This window comes from Rhizobium sp. 32-5/1 (assembly GCF_029537235.1).
Lineage (GTDB): Bacteria > Pseudomonadota > Alphaproteobacteria > Rhizobiales > Rhizobiaceae > Pararhizobium.
Genome location: NZ_CP120638.1, coordinates 3,203,441 through 3,220,351, shown reverse-complemented (window position 1 = coordinate 3,220,351; position 16,911 = coordinate 3,203,441). Strand labels below are relative to the sequence as shown.

The window sequence follows — 16,911 nt, the reverse complement described above, 5'->3', positions numbered from 1 at the left end:
CGGCCGTTGCGCCGGGTTTTTTGTTGGAACAGTTGCGGTCGCAGAAGACAGGATGATGGAGCGGAGAACCGCTCACCGGCTTTCGCGCAGTTTGGTCATCGTGTTGAATTGTGGAACGACGGGGGTGTACGGAACTATGGGATACCCGTTGCGCACACAAAAAAGCCCGGACAAACCGGGCTCTTTCGAAGATATATCTCTGAAAACAGATCTTAGAGGCCGAGGCCTTCGAAGCGCTTCTTGAACTTCGAAACACGGCCACCACGGTCCAGCATCTGCTGGTTGCCGCCGGTCCAGGCCGGGTGCGAGGTCGGGTCGATTTCCAAATTCATGGTCTGACCTTCCGAACCCCAGGTCGAGCGGGTTTCGTATTCGGTGCCATCAGTCATGACAACCTTGATCATGTGGTACGCGGGATGGATATTCGCCTTCATAACAATCTTCCTGCAGGTCCAGGGTCCAATTGTCGCAAGCCCCATTGCGGGCCATTGCAGCATCCGGACCAAACACGTAAATGATGCCGCAGACCGCCTGACTGGCTACGGCTTCCCAATTTGATGCCGTGCCTATACAGGATGACTATCAGGATAACAAGTACCGCGAATGGCGAGTTGTGCGAGAAAAGCCGGCTTTCCCTTGGCGATTGGGGGTTACGTGTCAAACAAGGTCGTTTCGCCGGCTGAGCGCAAATCTGTCCGGCCGCTGGCCAAGCTGTTGCCGTATATCATGCGTTATCGGTATCTCGTCATCGGCGCCGTTATTTCGCTCTCGATAGCCGCTGCCACGACGCTCACCCTGCCCATGGCTGTGCGCCGAATGATCGACCATGGTTTCTCCAATTCCGATTCCGGCTTCATCAACACCTATTTCACCATGCTGATGGTGCTCGCCATCGTCCTGGCGCTGGCCAGCGCTGCCCGATACTATTTCGTCATCACGCTCGGCGAACGCATTGTCTCGGATCTGCGCCGCGAAGTCTTCGATCATGTCACGCGTCTTTCGCCCTCCTTCTTCGACGTCAACCAGTCGGGCGAGATCGTCTCGCGGCTGACGGCCGACGCCACGCAGATCAAGTCCGCGGTTGGCGCCACGGCCTCGGTTGCACTGCGCAACACCATCCTGTGTCTCGGCGCCATCGGCATGATGGTCTATACGAGCCCGAAGCTGTCGAGCCTGGTGATTGCGGCAATCCCCATCATCGTCTTCCCGCTGGTCGGCTTCGGCCGCTCGGTGCGCCGCCGTTCGCGCGAGGCGCAGGATACGCTGGCAACCGCATCGGCCTATGCTGGAGAGGCAATTTCCGCAGCCCGAACCATGCAGGCCTTCAATGGCGAGGCCGCCGCCCAGGCCCGCTACGGCAGCGCGGTGGAAAGCGCCTATAATGCCGCCCGCGCCGCCATCAAGGCGCGCTCGGTGCTCACCGCCTTTGCCATCACCATGGTTTTCGGCAGCGTCGTTGCCGTGCTGTGGTTCGGCGCACAGGATGTACTTGCGGGCAATCTTTCGCCAGGCACGCTTGGCCAGTTCCTGCTGTACTCCGTCTTTGCCGCCGGTGCGCTTGGCGCGCTCTCGGAGGTCTGGGGCGAACTCTCACAGGCAGCCGGCGCAGCCGAGCGATTGAACGAACTTCTGGCCGAGGTGCCTGAGATCGTGGCGCCGGAACATCCGCTTTCGATGCCGCAACCGGCCAGCGGCGGCGTTGCCTTTGATGACGTGCACTTCGCCTATCCGTCGCGACCGGATTACAAGAGCGTGCATGGCCTGAGCTTCACGGTGAATTCAGGCGAAACCGTCGCCATTGTCGGGCCATCAGGCGCCGGCAAGAGTACGGTCTTCTCACTGCTCTTGCGCTTCTACGATCCCGTCGGCGGCGCCATCACCGTTGACGGTGTGGATGCGCGCGCGGTCGACCCGAAGGATCTGCGCGCCCGCATCGCCATCGTGCCGCAGGATGTCACCATCTTCGCCAGCTCAATCCATGACAATATCGCTTTCGGCTCGCCCGGGGCGTCTCGCGAACTGGTGCAGGCCGCAGCGGTTGCGGCTCAGGCCGATGAATTCATCGCAAGGCTCGATCAGGGCTATGACACGCCGGTCGGAGAGCGCGGCATCACGCTCTCCGGGGCCAGCGCCAGCGCATTGCCATCGCCCGCGCCATCCTCAAGGATGCGCCGATCCTGCTGCTCGATGAAGCGACCTCCGCGTTGGATGCGGAGAGCGAAACGCTCGTTCAAAAGGCACTCGACGGCCTGATGCAGAACCGCACCACGCTGGTCATCGCCCACAGGCTGGCAACCGTGCTGAAGGCCGACCGCATCCTCGTCATGGATCAGGGCCGCATCGTCGAGGAAGGCACCCATGCAGCCCTCGTGCGTCAGGGAGGCCTCTATGCCAAGCTCGCCCGCCTGCAGTTCGATCAGGGATCTGATAATCTGCTGCTGGCCGCCGGCGGCTGAGGCCCGCCGTATCAGCTTGCCATGGCGCCACATCCGAAAGACACAAGACTTTAGTCGATAGACTGAAGCCCGCCGCCCGGGCAGCCCTTGTTTTTGCCGATCATTGCCCGATATGCTTTTTTCGATCGCCCTGCGGGGGACGGATAGTTTGCCTGTTGATTTCTGGGAGGAGATTCGAATGGCCGTTTTCAAGACAACCCGTCGCGCCGGTCTGGCGCTTGGTATTTCGCTGCTGGCCTCGGCAGCCTTTGGCATGCCGGCTCAAGCCCAGAGTTTTCCGGATCGCCCGGTAACCCTCGTCATTCCCTTTGCCGCCGGCGGATCGACGGATGTCGTCGGCCGCATCATCGCGCAGAAGATGTCGGACGAGCTTGGCCAGCAGGTGGTCGTCCAGAACGTCGGCGGTGCCGGTGGCAGTCTCGGGGCCGCCAATGTGGCGCGGGCCGACCCGGATGGTTATACGATCCTGATGGCGACCGTCGCCACCCACGCGCTGAACCCGCTGATCCTCAAGACCAAGCCCTATGATGCGGAAAAGGATTTCGCGCCGATCTCGCTGCTGGTGCTGGTGCCGAACGTTCTTGTCGTCAACCCGGAACTGCCAGTCAAGACCGTGGAGGAACTGGTAGCACTCCTCAAGGCAAACCCCGACAAGTACAGCTATGCCTCGTCCGGCAATGGCACGCCGCTGCATCTTTCGGGAGAGCTTTTCAAGAGCATGGCCGGCGTCAACCTGCAGCATGTGCCCTACAAAGGCTCAGGTCCGGCGCTGAACGATGTCATCGGCAACCAGGTGCCGATCATGTTCGACAACCTGCCCTCGTCCTCGGGCCACATCAAGGCCGGCACGCTACGGGCGCTTGCGGTGACAACCGCCGAACGGGCACCGTCCTTCCCCGATGTTCCGACCATGGCGGAGTCAGGCGTGCCCGGCTACGAGACTTACACCTGGAACGCCCTGTTTGCGCCGGCCGGAACGCCGCCAGAAATCGTCGCGCGTCTCAATACTGCTGCCAACAATGCCATGAAGGACCCGACCGTGATGGAACGCATGAAGGAATTCAGTGCCACCATCGTCGGCTCCACGCCCGAAGAACTGGCGGCGCATGTGAAGGCCGAACTTGCCAAGTGGACGCCGGTCGTCAAGGACGCCAACGTCCAGATGGATTGATCGTCAGCCTTCACAGTCTGGATCAGACGCTCCGGCCGGCGACACGGCCGGAGAAGATGCAGCCGCCGAGAAAGGTACCTTCCAGCGCATTGTAGCCGTGCATGCCGCCACCGCCGAAGCCGGCGATCTCGCCCGCTGCGTAAAGCCCCGGCACCGGCTCGCCGGAAAGCTCGAGCACCCGTCCGGACAAATCGGTCTGTAATCCACCCAGCGTCTTGCGGGTGAGGATATGCAGCCGCACGGCAATCAGCGGCCCTGCCTTCGGATCGAGAATGCGATGCGGCTTGGCGGTGCGCATCAGGCGGTCGCCAAGATAGCCCCTCGCACCTCGAATCGCAGTGACCTGCGCATCCTTGGAAAAGGCATTTGCCACCTCCCGGTCGCGTGCCTCAAGTTGGTGGCGAAGATGCCGCACGGAAAGCCTGTCCTCGCCGGTGATGGCATTCATCCCCTGCACAAGCTCCTCCAGACGATTGCGCACGACGAAGTCCTCGCCTTTGTCCATAAAGGCCTGTACCGGGGCCGGCGGGCTCTTCCCGAGCCGCTTCAGCAGCAGGCGGATGTCTTTCCCGGTAATATCCGGGTTCTGCTCCGACCCCGAAAGCGCGAACTCCTTTTTGATGATCGCCTTGGTCAGGATGAACCAGCTGTATTCATTGCCGCCTTGGCGGATCGCCTTCAGTGTACCCAGCGTATCGAAGCCGGGCATGGCGGGCGCCGAAAAGCGTTTTCCATCCGCATCGCACCAGAAGGAGGATGGGCCGGGAAGAATGCGGATGCCATGGTTCGGCCAGATCGGATCGAAATTTCGGATGCCTTCGGTATAGTGCCACATCCGGTCGGCATTGATGATCGCGCCGCGTGCGCGACCAGAGATCTCCAGCATGCGGCCATCGACATGGTGCGGTACGCCGCTGACCATGGATTGCGGCGCTGGCCCCAGCCGCTCCACCGGCCAGTTGCGGCGCACCAGATCGTGATTGCCGCCGATACCGCCGGCAGTGACGATCACGGAACCGGCCGCAATCTCGAAATCACCGGTAATTTCGCGGTTGCTCCTTTGCCCGCGCAGGCAATCGTCCTGCCGCAGTTCCGAGCCGCGCGCACCCACGACCCGGCCGTTGATGATGATGAGTTCATCGACCTGGTGGCGAAAGCGGAAGCGGATCAGTCCCCGGCTTTCGGCTTCGCGGGCGCGGCGAATGAAGGGTTCGAGTACCGCAGGTCCCGTGCCCCAGGTCACATGGAACCGGGGGACCGAGTTGCCGTGGCCATGGGCAAGCCCCCGCCCCGCTCGGCCCAGCCGACGACGGGAAACCAGCGCATGCCCATGGCATGCAGCCACGAGCGCTTCTCACCGGCAGCAAAATTCAGATAGGCCTCGGCCCAGAGCCGTGGCCAGTGATCCTCCGGCCGGTCGAAGCCCGCCGACCCCATCCAGTCCTGAAAGGCCAGATCATGGCTGTCACGGATGCGCATCAGGCGCTGCTCAGGGCTGTCGATGAAAAACAGGCCGCCCAGCGACCAGAAGGCCTGCCCGCCGAGGTTCTGCTCTCCCTCCTGGTCGAGCACGATCACCTTGCGGCCGCGATCCGCAGCCTCCGTGGCCGCAACCAGCCCCGCAAGCCCTGCCCCAACGACAAGCACGTCGCAATTCATCCGCATCTCCTCCCTGTCCGCATCGATCATCAGCTTACGAACACGTAAACGTAAGCGCAATCAGGCAGAACACTGTTCCTGCCCAATAGAACACCGGGAACCGCTACTTCTCGGTAAGCTTCAGCTCGATCCTGCGGTTCTGGTCGCGGGCTTCCTTGCTGTCGCCCTCGGCAATCGGCTGGAATTCACCGAAGCCTGCAGCGACCAGGCGGTCCGCAGGCACGCCGCGGGAGATAAGGAACTTGACGACCGATGTCGCGCGTGCGGAGGAAAGCTCCCAGTTATCCACGTAGCGGCCGGTACCGGAGAGCGGCACATTGTCGGTATGCCCATCGACACGCAGGACCCAGTTGATTTCGGCGGGAATTTCCTTGGCAAGGTCGAGAAGGGCGGCCGCAAGTTTGCCCATCTCTTCCTGGCCCGCCGGGTTGAGCTCGTTGCCGCCGGAGGGAAACAGGACTTCCGACTGGAAGACGAAGCGGTCGCCGACGATGCGGATATTCTCGCGGTCCGAGAGGATTTCGCGCAGCCGACCGAAGAAGTCCGAGCGATAACGATTGAGTTCCTGCACGCGCTGCGCCAGCGCGACATTCAGGCGCCGGCCGAGATCGGCGATCTTCGTCTGCGACGACTCGTCCTTGGCCTCCGAGGCCTGGAGCGCGCCCTCTATTGCCGCGATCTGGCTGCGCAGGGCGGCGATCTGCTGGTTGAGCAGGTCGATCTGGCTCATCGCTCGTGTGCTGGCCTCATTGGCCGATTCCAGCTGGCCGGTCAGGTCGCCGATCCGCTGGGTCGCAGCTTCCGAACTGCCGCTGCCCTGATCGAGCAGAGACTGCAGACGCGAGCGCTCGCCTTCCGAGGTGGCAAGCGACGCCTGAAGATTGGCCAGCGAATCCTCGAGATCCTGGTTGCTGCCCTTTTCGAGCGCGAGCAGTTGCGTCAATTCGTTGATCTGGCTGTTCAGCCGGTTCAGCACATCATCCTTACCGCTAATCTCACGGCTGAGCAGGAACTGGCCAAGCACGAAAACGGTGAGCAGGAACATGATCGAGAGCAGCAGCGTCGATAGGGCATCGACGAAGCCCGGCCAGTAATCAATGGTTCTCTGGGAACGGCCCTTCCGCGCCAGCGCCATCGGCTATTCCCCTCCGACTTCGTCGGCGCGCACATGCTTGGTATGCGCAGGTTTTTCGGCATGGACCGCAATCTTGTCGGTGTGGCCGATGCGCGCGGCAAGCTTGTCGAGCGTCTTGCGCATGGAGCGCGCCTCTTCCTGCTGCGCCTCGATCCAGTCGCGCAGCATCTGCTGCTCGCCGCGCATGTTCTTGACAAGACCCTGAATGCCTTCGGCAAGGCTGGCCATGGCCGCCGTGGTCCGCTGGTTCATCCCGCCATCATGATTGAGCCGCGACAGTTGCTCGGTGAGTTCGCGCAGCCCTTCGATCGGCGCAACCATGCCTTGGCCGTCAGAAGAAGAGGAAAGATCCGAGCTGACGTCGGTGACGGAGGAAAGCCAGTTTTCAAGCTCGGTATAGAAGCGATTTTGCGCCCTGCCGGCCTGAAGGTCGAGGAAGCCGAGGATCAGCGAGCCGGAAAGGCCGAAGAGCGATGTCGAAAAGGCCGTGCCCATTCCAGATAGCGGCGCCGAAAGTCCGCTTTTGAGTGCCGCCAGCACATCTTCCGTGCCGCCGGATCCGGCATCAAGCGACTGGATGACGGTGTTGATCGAGCCGATGGTGCCAAGCAGGCCCCAGAAGGTACCGAGCAGGCCGAGAAAGACAAGAAGACCGATGAGATAGCGCGAGGTATCGCGGGATTCGTCGAGACGGGTCGCGATCGAATCGAGGATCGAGCGCAACGCAGTGGTCGAGATCGTCATCGAATGACGCTGACCGATCAGCGCCCGCATCGGTGCCAGAAGCACCGGGTCGCGACCGACCTTGTCGGCACTGCCCGCCGCGCGGAACGAATTGAACCAGCGCACTTCCGGCCTGAGACTGAGCACATGGCTGAAGACCAGAAGGGCACCGATCAGCAGCACACCGGCGATCAGCCCGTTCAGTCCGGGATTGGCGAGGAAGGCGGTCTGGGCCTGGCGAAACAGGATGGCGCCAACGAAGCCGACGATGATGAGGAAGATAATCATCGTCCAGAAGAAGCTCATCGGGCTGGAGAGCTTGTTGGGATTGTAACCTTCCCCGGTCTCTCCGGCGGCATCCCATCCCGACAGTTTCAGTTTCGCCATAGGACGTTGCTCTCCGATTAAGGCACGAATGCACATGATAAAGGGCGCCCGGGCCGATGGCCCTTGCGCACTTGCCGGGAGACTAGATCAACTTTGTGCCGAATTGAAGGGAAAACAACGCATTGCCGACATTCAGGCAAGTGCGCCCGATGCCGGAATTTAGCGAATTTTTTCGTTACTTGCCGGGGATCGGGCGACGCACGACTTCCTGCAACGCCTTGCGGATATATTCGTTGCCGGCAACGATGGTTCCGTCTTCCATCGACTTGTTGCCGCCATCGAGATCGGTCACCCAGCCACCCGCCTCGCGAATCAGCAGCATGCCGGCGGCAATGTCCCAGGACGACAGGCCGCGCTCCCAGTAACCGTCGACACGGCCGGCTGCCACGTAAGCCAGGTTCAGCGAGGCGGCACCGAGGCAGCGCATGCCGGCGACTTCGCCCATTACATGGCGCTGTTCGACAAGATAGGTCCCGTGATTGCCATGGCCGAGATGCGGCGTGCCGGTGGCGATGACGGCGTCCGACAGGCTCTTGCGGGCTGCGACGCGCAGCCGGCGATCATTGAGGAAGGCGCCGCCGCCGCGCTCGGCGGTGTAGAGTTCGTCTGTTGCCGGGTTGAGGATGACAGCACAGGCAATCTCGCCTTGGCGCTCGAGCGCGATCGAGATCGCAAAATGCGGGATGCCGTGCAGGAAGTTCGTCGTGCCATCCAGCGGATCGACGATCCAGCGATGGGCGCCATCCGTGCCGATGATTTCTTTGCTCTCCTCGCCAAGAAAACCATAGGTCGGGCGAGCCTTCAGCAGTTCCTCGCGGATCAGTTTCTCAGCCTTGCGGTCGGCCTGGGAGACGTAGTCGCCGGGACCTTTCAGCGAAACCTGCAGGTTCTGCACTTCGCCGAAATCGCGCGACAGAGACTTGCCGGCCTTGAAGGCGGCTTGAACCATGACATTGAGAAGAGCAGAACGTGCCATCTTGGCTTTCCTTGGACTATGAACCGACGACCGGGTGAACCGACGGGATCAATTGACTGTGCCGCCGCAGATCAGTCCGCGCGGCGAAGATAGGTGATTTCGTTGGTATCGACGAGAATGCGCTCGCCGGTGGCGATGAACGGCGGAACCATGACGCGCACGCCATTTTCCATGATCGCCGGCTTGTAGGAAGAGGCGGCCGTCTGGCCCTTGACCACCGGATCGGCCTCGGCGATCGTCAGAACGACTTGGTCCGGCAGCGAGATGCCAATCGGCTTTTCATCATAGAGCTTGACCGTTACCATCATGCCGTCCTGCAGGAAGGTGGCGCGGTCGCCGACGAAATCCTTCTGCAGCTCCAGCTGCTCGTAGTTCTCGATGTTCATGAAAACCAGCGCCTCGCCCTGCTCGAACAGGAACTGGAATTCCTTCAGTTCGAGGCTGACGAGTTCGACCGTCTCGGAGGAACGAAAGCGCTCGTTGAGCTTCGTTCCGTCGATCAGGTTCTTCAGCTCGACCTGATTGAAGGCACCGCCCTTGCCAGGCTTAACCGTCGTCGACTTCACGGCGGCCCAGAGCCCGCCATTGTGCTCGATAACGCTACCCGGGCGTATTTCATTGCCGTTGATTTTCATGGTCTGTCGGTTTTCCTGGGAAAACATTCCCTAAAGACGTCGGCACCGCAGGAACGGGCCAATTTTCGGCCTCAAGACCACAAAAACCCCTAAAGTTCAAGTCTTGCCTGCAAATGACCGTCAGGAGCTTCTGTATTTGTTGGCGGCGGCAAGGGCGGCCTTCTGCTGATCGTCGTCCAGACCGAGATAGAAATCCTCAAGTGCCAAATCCTTGAGACCGGCCCGGCGCGACAGCACGTACCACTTCGCGGCTTCCACTGGATCGGGCCGCGTGCCGATGGCATTGACATAGAGATGCGAAAGCTTGTTCTGCGCGACGGTGTTGCCGCTTTCCGCCGCACGACGCATCCAGCCGAAGCCATCCTCCAGATTGCGGTCGCCGCCGATCCCCTCGATCAGCCAGATCGCCGCATCGAGCTGCGCGGTATCAAAACCGGCATGGGCCGCGCGCAGCAGCCATTCCCGGGCCTTGGAGCGCTTATTTTCGTCGATGCCGTCGACATTCAGGTAGATCTGCGACAGGGCATATTGCGCATCGGCAATACCCTGCTCGGCGGATTTCTCATAGTATGGCATGGCCGCTTTCAATCCACGTTCGCCTGGCATGTCGGCCACCAGAAGCTGGCCATAGTTGAACTGCGCCGAAGAATTGCCGAGATCGGCCGCCTTCTTCATCAGTTCTTCCGAGGTCTTCTTGTCGCGCGGGACGTCGCGGCCCTCCATCAGGAGAAGCGCGTATTTGAACATCGCGGTCGGATCACCGCTTTTGGCGGCCTGCCCGTACCAGAAGGCCGCTTCCTTGGGCTTTTGGCAACGCCAAGCCCTTGCGACAGGATTTCCGCAACGAGGGTCTGCGCTGCGGAATCACCGAGCTGCGCCCGCGGAAGGGCCAGATCCATCGCCGTCAGATAATAGCCGCGCTGGAAGGCGCCGTAAGCTTCATCCGGCTTGCCGTCAAACGGCTTTTCCTGGGGCAGATCCGGAAGCGTAGCGCCCATGCGATCCAGCACGTTGACACCACCGGACGGCTTCTCGTCCTTCTTTGTTTCATCCACCGGCGGCTTCGCCACCGTCTGCTCGCCTTCCGGCAGCACCGCGCCGTTGAAGGGCGTGATGCGACCGCGCTTGGGATCGACACCGTCCGTCGCCGCACCGGTATCATCCTCCGCGGCGCCCTGCGCTCGTGCAGCCAATGACGGCACGATCAGGACGGTGCAGAGCAGGAAGCATCGAAAAAGGTGCATCGAAAGACGGGAGCGGTTCAACATGCAAATGTCTTAATCTTCAAACCGTGGCGCTTTTTCGTCCAGAAGCGCATTGACATTGGCGACCACACTTGCGGCCTGTGCGGCATCGCCGAAAACAGCCAGCCGGAGCGCGACGAACTCCGCCCCCGTTTCGGCCACGGCCAGCGCCGATTCCGGATCGGTGCCGCCCATGACGATGCAGGGGATTTCAATCATCGAGGCCCACCATTCGGCCAAAGCGAGATTTTTCGGATGCGCTTCCGGCTTGATGTCACCCTCCACCTTGCCGAAGAAGATATAATCCGGCCGCGCTTCGCCGACTTCCAGAGCATGATGACGGTCGTTCGCATTGCCGCCGCCGACGATCAGCTTCGGCGAGAATTTTTCCATGGCCTCGGCAAGCGCCTCGGCATTGCCTTCGATATGTAGCCCATCGGCCTTGGCGCGACCGGCAACGCGGGTATCGCCGGCGAGAAGCGCTGCAGCACCGGCATTCTGGATCAGCGGAACCAGCGCCTCGGCATGCTTCTGGAATGTCTGGTCGTCGAGACCGTATTGCGGCACGATGACCGAGGCGACGTCCCCGCCGCGCAGGGCGTCACCCAGCACCTTTGTCCGCTCGGCGATATCGGCGATATCAGGCACCACGAGAACGAGGCGGCAGCGATTGTCGGTCTGGCTCATGTTTTCTGTTCCTGCGGGTTTCCGGCATCCATCCGGCAACCCCTACTCGATTTCAGTGGAGAAAAGCGATAGACCCTGCGGACAAAAGGATCAACCGATACCCATGCTTCCAGACCTGCACTTTTATGCCATCGCCATTCCGGCGGTTCTTCTTGTCGGGCTGGCCAAAGGCGGCATGGGCGAGGCCCTGGCGCTGATGGGCGTGCCGCTTCTCTCGCTCGCGGTTTCGCCGGTTCAGGCGGCAGCCCTTCTGCTGCCGATCCTCATTGCCATGGACCTCGTCTCGCTCTGGATGTGGCGCAAACACGCGGACATGAAAACCCTGAAGATCATGCTGCCAGGCGCCATGGTCGGTATAGCCATCGGCTGGGCAACCGCCGCCTATGTGCCGCGCGATGCGCTGCGGCTGATCATCGGCTTGATCACCGTGCTCTTCGTGCTGCGCTACGTCTACAACCTTTGGCGCGCGCGCCAAGGCGTCATCATTCCAGCCAAGGGACATCGCGCGGTGCCGGCAACCTTGTTTGGCGCCTTTGCCGGCTACGGCAGTTTTGTCGCCCATGCCGGAGGGCCGCCCTTCCAGATCTATGCGCTTCCGCTGAAACTGCCGCCGCGGGAATATACCGGCACGATCATCCGCTTTTTTGCCGTCCTCAACGTCGTGAAGCTCATCCCCTATTTTGCGCTCGGCCAGCTCGATCTCAGCAACCTCAAGACCTCGCTGACGCTATTCCCGCTGGCCATGCTGGCAACCGTCTGCGGCGCCTGGCTGGTGCGCAGGATGCGGCCGGATGTCTTCTACCCGTTCATGTACACGATGGCGTTTTTCGCGGGCCTAAAGCTGGTCTGGGATGGCGTTGCCGTTGTCATAGCCGGCGCGTGACGCGCAGTGCTCGCCCGCTGACGTTGCTGCAAGGCAAAATTGCGTTGTGGCACCGCACAATTTGCTTGCCGGAGCGCCGGATTTCTCCTAGCTTTTCCCAATGTCCACAACCGACCCCTTCGATGCGATTGCGGATCCGAACCGGCGCTACCTGCTGGAGGAACTGCGTCGTGCGCCGAAAACGGTGAATGAGCTTGCACACGGACTGCCAATCAGCCGGCCGGCCGTCTCTCAGCATCTGAAGGCGCTTCTGGATTGCAATCTTGTATCCGTTTCAGCCAGTGGCACGCGTCGGATCTACGCAATCAACAAGCCCGGCTTCGACCGGGTCAATCTATGGCTCGACCAGTTCTGGTCCTAGAACACCTGCCCCGTCCCCACCGTCTCAAGCCTACATCGGGAAACCAGTTTCCCTGCGGTACGTTGCGGATATCATATCCACGCTAAACACTGCCGCTCGCCGGGCAATACAGCCTCATAGCAGAACCTGTATTTCATCCCGGCGCTGGTTATAGGTCTCCCGATGCAACTTGGAATGCTGTTGGTGATCAGTGAATCGATGAACGAAGCTTTTCGATTTCGTCCTTCAAACGCAACTTACGGCGCTTGATATCGGCGATTTTCTGATCCTCGGAAGAAGGATGGATAAGGGCCGAGTGGAGCTCCTGTTCCAGAGCACCATGTTTTTTCTCAAGCGTTGCAAGATGAGCCTCAATGGTCATTTGGCAGTCCCTTCCTTTTGCTTGCATCCGGTCCGTAAATGCCGGATGTTCCAGGTCGTAACACAACAAGTGTGCCACGCTATTTTTCATTTGTCGAAGGCCAAATGATGACGAAGGATAACTTCCCGTTACCAAACATTCTATGCTAGAGCGACGCACGAAATGATCCGGACGGCGGTCCAGCCGCCACCGGTACTGACAGGGACTTGAGGGATGCCAGACCAGGACCATGCCGAACTCAGACTGCAAGTTGCGCGTTTGAGGCAGGAACATGAAGATTATGATGTCGCTATAAATGCCATGATCCAGACAGGCTGCGATGCCCTGCGTATCCAGCGCATGAAGAAGAAAAGCTCTCGATCAAGGACCGGATCACCTCGATCGAAGACCAGGTCATCCCCGACATCATCGCCTGAAGCGGAACCAGACGTGACGAAACCATCAACACCGCCCGTCGCCATCATCATGGGAAGCCAGTCCGACTGGGAAACCATGAAGAATGCTGCCGACACGCTCGATGCGCTCGACATTGCCTATGACGCCCGCATCGTCTCGGCCCACCGCACGCCGGACCGGCTGGTGGAATTCGCCAAGGGCGCGCGCGACGAAGGTTTCAAAGTCATCATCGCCGGCGCTGGCGGCGCGGCCCATCTGCCTGGCATGGCCGCATCCATGACACCCCTTCCCGTCTTCGGCGTGCCCGTTCAGTCCAAGGCGCTCTCGGGCCAGGACAGCCTGCTGTCCATCGTGCAGATGCCGGCCGGAATTCCTGTCGGCACGCTCGCCATCGGCCGTGCCGGCGCGGTTAATGCCGCCCTTCTGACCGCGGCCGTGCTGGCGCTTAGCGATCCTGAACTCGCAGACCGCCTCGACGACTGGCGCGAACGCCAGACGAAGGCCGTGGCCGAATATCCGGTGGACGAAGTCTGATGCGGACGGTCGGCATCATCGGCGGCGGGCAGCTTGGCCGCATGCTCGCCATTGCGGCAGCCCGCCTCAACTTCCGCACCATCATTCTTGAGCCACAGGCCGACTGCCCGGCGACGCAGGTCGCCAACGGCCAGATTGTTGCGGCCTACGACGACGAGGCAGCCCTCGCAGCGCTGGCGCAAAGCTGCGACGTGATCACCTATGAATTTGAGAACGTGCCGGTTTCGGCCGCCGAATTTCTCGCCCGGTCGAAACCCGTCTATCCGCCGCCGAAAGCACTGGAAGTGGCGCAGGACCGCGTGACGGAAAAACGCTTCATCCAGAATTGCGGCATCCCCACCGCAGACTTTCACGCCGTCGACGACCAGGCCGGGCTGGAAGCGGCGCTCGCGGATTTCGAAGGCAAAGGCGTGCTGAAAACCCGCAGGCTCGGCTATGACGGCAAGGGCCAGAAGGTATTCAGGGGGCCGCAGGATCTGCCGGCCGGCGCCTTCAACGAACTGGGCGGCGTGCCGCTGATTCTCGAAAGTTTCGTTGCCTTCGACCGCGAAGTCTCGATCATCGCCGCACGCGGGATCGACGGCACCGTTTCGTGCTTTGACCCTGGCGAAAACATCCATCGCAACGGCATCCTCCATACGTCGACTGTGCCCGCCTCGCTTGGTGCGGACACGGCTGAAAAGGCGCGCGGTGCTGCCAAGGCCATTCTTGATTCGCTCGGTTATGTCGGCGTCATAGGCGTGGAATTCTTCGTCCTGCCTGATGGCAGCCTGGTTGCCAACGAAATAGCGCCCCGCGTGCACAATTCGGGCCACTGGACGGAGGCGGCCTGCGTCGTTTCCCAGTTCGAGCAGCATATCCGCGCGATCACCGGCCTGCCGCTGTCGGATGGCGCCCGGCATTCCGATTGCGTGATGCAGAATCTGATCGGCGAAGACATCGACAACGTTCCCGCCTGGCTTTCGCGGCCGAATGCGCTCGTTCACCTCTACGGCAAAGCGGAAGCGCGTCCGGGCCGCAAGATGGGCCACGTCACCTGGCTCGTCTGACGGAAAGACGATGGGGAAACCCACAGAAAAGCCGGTTCTGGCTAGGAAAACAGGCCTGCTGCGGTTGACACTTTTACGACGCCGGGTTATTTGCCTGCCACCCTAAGAGCGCGCTCGGCCTTATCGGTCTGCGGCGCGCTTTTGATTGTCAAAGCCGGGCGAATGTTTTCCCCGAAACTGCGGATCAGAAAAATGAAGATCAAAAATTCGCTCAAGTCGCTCAAGAGCCGTCACCGCGAGAACCGCCTGGTTCGCCGCAAGGGCCGCGTTTACATCATCAACAAGCTGAACCCGCGCTTTAAGGCCCGTCAGGGCTGATTTGCGCAGGCACGATCCGAAACTGTCTTGATTTCGGATTGGAATGCTTGAACGCCGCCTGTCTACGCACATCCGTGTGCCAACGGCATCAGGCGGCGTTTCCGTTTACAAACGGACCGATGTCCTAAATTTGATTTGATCTTCAGCCATGGCGGATTACCATGTCCGGCATGGCTAAAATCATGTCTTCACTTCTGATTCCCGCAGCAAGCCTGGCCTTGCTGCTTCTTGGTACAGCGCCGGCTCTCTCCGCAGACACGGCAAACGAACCTGCCGCCGCCGAAATGACGACGCCGAAGCAGCGTCTTGATTCGCTCTTTGTCGAATTGAAGCGTGAGCGCGACGCGGACAAGGCACGGGAAATTTCCGATCGCATCCGAACGGAATGGCAGGATTCGGGCAGCGCCTCGGTCAATCTGCTGATGCAATGGGCTTCCAAGGCGATCCAGACCAGCCGACAGCCGGCGGCCATGGATATTTTTGACCAGGTCATCTACCTCGCTCCGCAATATGTCGAGGGCTGGAATCAGCGCGCCACCCTGCATTTCCAGATGGGCAATTACCGCAAGTCGATGTCGGACATTAATCGCGTGCTGGCCATCGAGCCGCGTCATTTCGGTGCACTTGCCGGCATGGCGGCAATCCTGACATCCGCCGGGCAGGACGAATTGGCACTCAAGGCCTGGGAACAGTTTCTCGCCATCTACCCCGCCGATCGCAATGCGCAATCGCAACTGGGCGAACTTGAGGAAAAACTGGCGGGAAATCGCACATAATCCTCGCGGCAGGAAACTAGCCCGCTGCAATTATCGTATCAATCCATAAACAACATTGCAGGCCGCTGAAAGCATGCGCCTTCAGTTGGAGAGTGTTTGATGCGACCAGCCTTCAGGACAATCATGTTTTATGTTTCCTCGCTTTTCGCCGGCGCCTTAGTCATGGCTTTTGCCTTCAGCTCCTATCAAGCCTCAGCATTTGAGAAAGAAACCGGCCTTCAGGGAGACCTGATCGACGTCGGCGGCTACCGGATGAACAGCGTCTACATCCCCCGCCCAAAATCTGCCGACCTGCCGACGCTGGTCTTCATCCACGGAGCCAGCGCCAATCTGCGCGATCCCATGGGTGCTTTCCGCGACAAGCTCGAGGGCCGCGCCGACATGCTGTTTCTCGATCGTCCGGGCCTTGGATTTTCCGAGCGCGGCGGCCCGCAGAACGGCTATCCGGACGGCCAGGCAGACGCGATTGCAGCCTTGATGAAGAAGCGGGGCATCAAGAAGGCAATCATCGTCAGCCATTCCTTCGGCGGCGCGGTCGCCGCTACGTTCGCCTTGAACCACAAGGAGATGGTCGAGGGGTTGGTCTTCCTCTCGCCCGCCACGCACCCGTGGCCCGGCGGCATCGAATGGTACTACAAGGTGACGAAGGCCCCGGTGGTTGGCTGGCTTTTCGCGACGTTGGTCGCGCCACCGGCCGGCCTTGTGGTGATCGACAAGGCGACAAAGTCGGTCTTCGCGCCCAACCGCCGGCCGGACGACTATATCGAGCGCACAGGCGCCTATCTGGCGCTGCGGCCCCGCGCCTTCCGCAACAATGCCATAGATGTCGCAAACCTGCTTGAATATGTAAAGAAGACTGCGCACCGCTACCGCGAGATCAAGGTGCCGACCATCATAATCACCGGCGACAGGGACAATGTCGTCCTGCCCGAGATCCACTCGCGGGGACTGCATGACGCCATAGCTGGGTCGAGGCTGATCACCGTCCACAATCTGGGTCACAAGCCCGACTATGTCGTCACAGATTTGGCCATTGCCGCCATCGAGACGGTTGCCGGGAAAAAGCGCAATCTGGATGGGCTGGCTCGAAAGGCGGAAGCGCGCATCGCGACAGACAATTTTAACTGAGAATCAGCCAAGTAAAAGCCGCGCGATCCTTT

Annotated in this window: 15 protein-coding genes and 4 pseudogenes; 10 read left to right on the top strand and 9 right to left on the bottom strand. The window is 60.8% G+C overall.

What is annotated here, in order from left to right:
* Positions 1–212: 212 nt before the first annotated feature.
* Complete coding sequence (gene rpmE, locus P6U16_RS16100; RefSeq protein WP_158474842.1) at positions 213–434, bottom strand: 50S ribosomal protein L31; 222 nt, start codon at positions 432–434, stop codon at positions 213–215.
* A 292-nt stretch (positions 435–726) separates the two neighbouring features.
* Here rpmE and P6U16_RS16095 point away from each other — a divergent pair.
* Positions 727–2,456, top strand: a pseudogene (locus P6U16_RS16095) (ABC transporter transmembrane domain-containing protein).
* 178 nt (positions 2,457–2,634) lie between these two features.
* A complete protein-coding gene (locus P6U16_RS16090; protein WP_277701373.1) occupies positions 2,635–3,627 on the top strand; it encodes a tripartite tricarboxylate transporter substrate binding protein in 993 nt (330 codons plus the stop codon).
* A gap of 22 nt (positions 3,628–3,649) precedes the next feature.
* Here P6U16_RS16090 and P6U16_RS16085 read toward each other — a convergent pair.
* The 7 genes and pseudogenes from P6U16_RS16085 to P6U16_RS16055 form a co-directional block, all read right to left on the bottom strand.
* Positions 3,650–5,281, bottom strand: a pseudogene (locus P6U16_RS16085) (FAD-binding dehydrogenase); the annotation flags it as partial.
* 108 nt (positions 5,282–5,389) lie between these two features.
* A complete protein-coding gene (locus P6U16_RS16080; protein ID WP_277701372.1) occupies positions 5,390–6,421 on the bottom strand; it encodes a peptidoglycan -binding protein in 1,032 nt (343 codons plus the stop codon).
* A 3-nt stretch (positions 6,422–6,424) separates the two neighbouring features.
* Positions 6,425–7,531, bottom strand: a complete 1,107-nt coding sequence (locus tag P6U16_RS16075) for a MotA/TolQ/ExbB proton channel family protein (protein WP_277701371.1) — start codon at positions 7,529–7,531, stop codon at positions 6,425–6,427.
* Positions 7,532–7,706: 175 nt separating this feature from the next.
* A complete protein-coding gene (locus P6U16_RS16070; protein WP_277701370.1) occupies positions 7,707–8,507 on the bottom strand; it encodes an inositol monophosphatase family protein in 801 nt (266 codons plus the stop codon).
* A 71-nt stretch (positions 8,508–8,578) separates the two neighbouring features.
* Positions 8,579–9,142, bottom strand: a complete 564-nt coding sequence (gene efp / locus P6U16_RS16065; protein WP_277701369.1) for an elongation factor P — start codon at positions 9,140–9,142, stop codon at positions 8,579–8,581.
* A 120-nt stretch (positions 9,143–9,262) separates the two neighbouring features.
* Positions 9,263–10,386 (bottom strand): annotated as a pseudogene (locus P6U16_RS16060) (tetratricopeptide repeat protein).
* A 33-nt stretch (positions 10,387–10,419) separates the two neighbouring features.
* Complete coding sequence (locus tag P6U16_RS16055; protein ID WP_277701368.1) at positions 10,420–11,073, bottom strand: thiamine phosphate synthase; 654 nt, start codon at positions 11,071–11,073, stop codon at positions 10,420–10,422.
* A 103-nt stretch (positions 11,074–11,176) separates the two neighbouring features.
* Between P6U16_RS16055 and P6U16_RS16050 the strand changes: the two genes are divergently transcribed.
* Positions 11,177–11,956, top strand: coding sequence for a sulfite exporter TauE/SafE family protein (locus P6U16_RS16050; protein WP_277701367.1), 780 nt, complete (start codon positions 11,177–11,179; stop codon positions 11,954–11,956).
* A gap of 100 nt (positions 11,957–12,056) precedes the next feature.
* Entirely contained in the window at positions 12,057–12,317 is a 261-nt protein-coding gene (locus tag P6U16_RS16045; protein ID WP_277701366.1) for a metalloregulator ArsR/SmtB family transcription factor, read from the top strand.
* Between the two features lie 187 nt (positions 12,318–12,504).
* On the opposite strand, the gene P6U16_RS16040 is transcribed toward P6U16_RS16045, so the two are convergent.
* The gene (locus P6U16_RS16040) at positions 12,505–12,678 is read right to left on the bottom strand and encodes a DUF465 domain-containing protein (protein WP_158474859.1); all 174 of its coding nucleotides are present in this window, start codon (positions 12,676–12,678) and stop codon (positions 12,505–12,507) included.
* Positions 12,679–12,891: 213 nt separating this feature from the next.
* On the opposite strand from P6U16_RS16040, the pseudogene P6U16_RS16035 reads away from it, so the two are divergent.
* From P6U16_RS16035 to P6U16_RS16010, 6 genes and pseudogenes are all read left to right on the top strand, one after another.
* A pseudogene (locus P6U16_RS16035) lies at positions 12,892–13,094 on the top strand (YdcH family protein).
* A 49-nt stretch (positions 13,095–13,143) separates the two neighbouring features.
* Complete coding sequence (gene purE, locus P6U16_RS16030; protein ID WP_277703873.1) at positions 13,144–13,608, top strand: 5-(carboxyamino)imidazole ribonucleotide mutase; 465 nt, start codon at positions 13,144–13,146, stop codon at positions 13,606–13,608.
* Entirely contained in the window at positions 13,608–14,657 is a 1,050-nt protein-coding gene (locus tag P6U16_RS16025; protein WP_277701365.1) for a 5-(carboxyamino)imidazole ribonucleotide synthase, read from the top strand. Before purE ends, P6U16_RS16025 begins: the two co-directional genes overlap by 1 nt.
* 192 nt (positions 14,658–14,849) lie before the next feature.
* The gene (gene ykgO / locus P6U16_RS16020; protein ID WP_113242037.1) at positions 14,850–14,975 is read left to right on the top strand and encodes a type B 50S ribosomal protein L36; all 126 of its coding nucleotides are present in this window, start codon (positions 14,850–14,852) and stop codon (positions 14,973–14,975) included.
* A gap of 170 nt (positions 14,976–15,145) precedes the next feature.
* Entirely contained in the window at positions 15,146–15,751 is a 606-nt protein-coding gene (locus P6U16_RS16015; protein ID WP_277703872.1) for a hypothetical protein, read from the top strand.
* A gap of 162 nt (positions 15,752–15,913) precedes the next feature.
* Entirely contained in the window at positions 15,914–16,879 is a 966-nt protein-coding gene (locus tag P6U16_RS16010) for an alpha/beta hydrolase (RefSeq protein WP_277701364.1), read from the top strand.
* Positions 16,880–16,911: the final 32 nt, after the last annotated feature.

Excerpts from the sequence above, each read along its gene's own strand:
- P6U16_RS16075 (WP_277701371.1), bottom strand. The coding sequence starts at position 7,531 with ATGGCGAAACTGAAACTGTCGGGATGGGATGCCGCCGGAGAGACCGGG.
- P6U16_RS16045 (WP_277701366.1), top strand. The coding sequence starts at position 12,057 with ATGTCCACAACCGACCCCTTCGATGCGATTGCGGATCCGAACCGGCGC.
- purE (WP_277703873.1), top strand. The coding sequence starts at position 13,144 with ATGGGAAGCCAGTCCGACTGGGAAACCATGAAGAATGCTGCCGACACG.
- ykgO (WP_113242037.1), top strand. The coding sequence starts at position 14,850 with ATGAAGATCAAAAATTCGCTCAAGTCGCTCAAGAGCCGTCACCGCGAG.
- P6U16_RS16050 (WP_277701367.1), top strand. The coding sequence starts at position 11,177 with ATGCTTCCAGACCTGCACTTTTATGCCATCGCCATTCCGGCGGTTCTT.
- P6U16_RS16090 (WP_277701373.1), top strand. The coding sequence starts at position 2,635 with ATGGCCGTTTTCAAGACAACCCGTCGCGCCGGTCTGGCGCTTGGTATT.
- rpmE (WP_158474842.1), bottom strand. The coding sequence starts at position 434 with ATGAAGGCGAATATCCATCCCGCGTACCACATGATCAAGGTTGTCATG.
- P6U16_RS16010 (WP_277701364.1), top strand. The coding sequence starts at position 15,914 with ATGGCTTTTGCCTTCAGCTCCTATCAAGCCTCAGCATTTGAGAAAGAA.
- P6U16_RS16025 (WP_277701365.1), top strand. The coding sequence starts at position 13,608 with ATGCGGACGGTCGGCATCATCGGCGGCGGGCAGCTTGGCCGCATGCTC.
- P6U16_RS16040 (WP_158474859.1), bottom strand. The coding sequence starts at position 12,678 with ATGACCATTGAGGCTCATCTTGCAACGCTTGAGAAAAAACATGGTGCT.
- P6U16_RS16015 (WP_277703872.1), top strand. The coding sequence starts at position 15,146 with ATGGCTAAAATCATGTCTTCACTTCTGATTCCCGCAGCAAGCCTGGCC.
- efp (WP_277701369.1), bottom strand. The coding sequence starts at position 9,142 with ATGAAAATCAACGGCAATGAAATACGCCCGGGTAGCGTTATCGAGCAC.
- P6U16_RS16070 (WP_277701370.1), bottom strand. The coding sequence starts at position 8,507 with ATGGCACGTTCTGCTCTTCTCAATGTCATGGTTCAAGCCGCCTTCAAG.
- P6U16_RS16080 (WP_277701372.1), bottom strand. The coding sequence starts at position 6,421 with ATGGCGCTGGCGCGGAAGGGCCGTTCCCAGAGAACCATTGATTACTGG.
- P6U16_RS16055 (WP_277701368.1), bottom strand. The coding sequence starts at position 11,073 with ATGAGCCAGACCGACAATCGCTGCCGCCTCGTTCTCGTGGTGCCTGAT.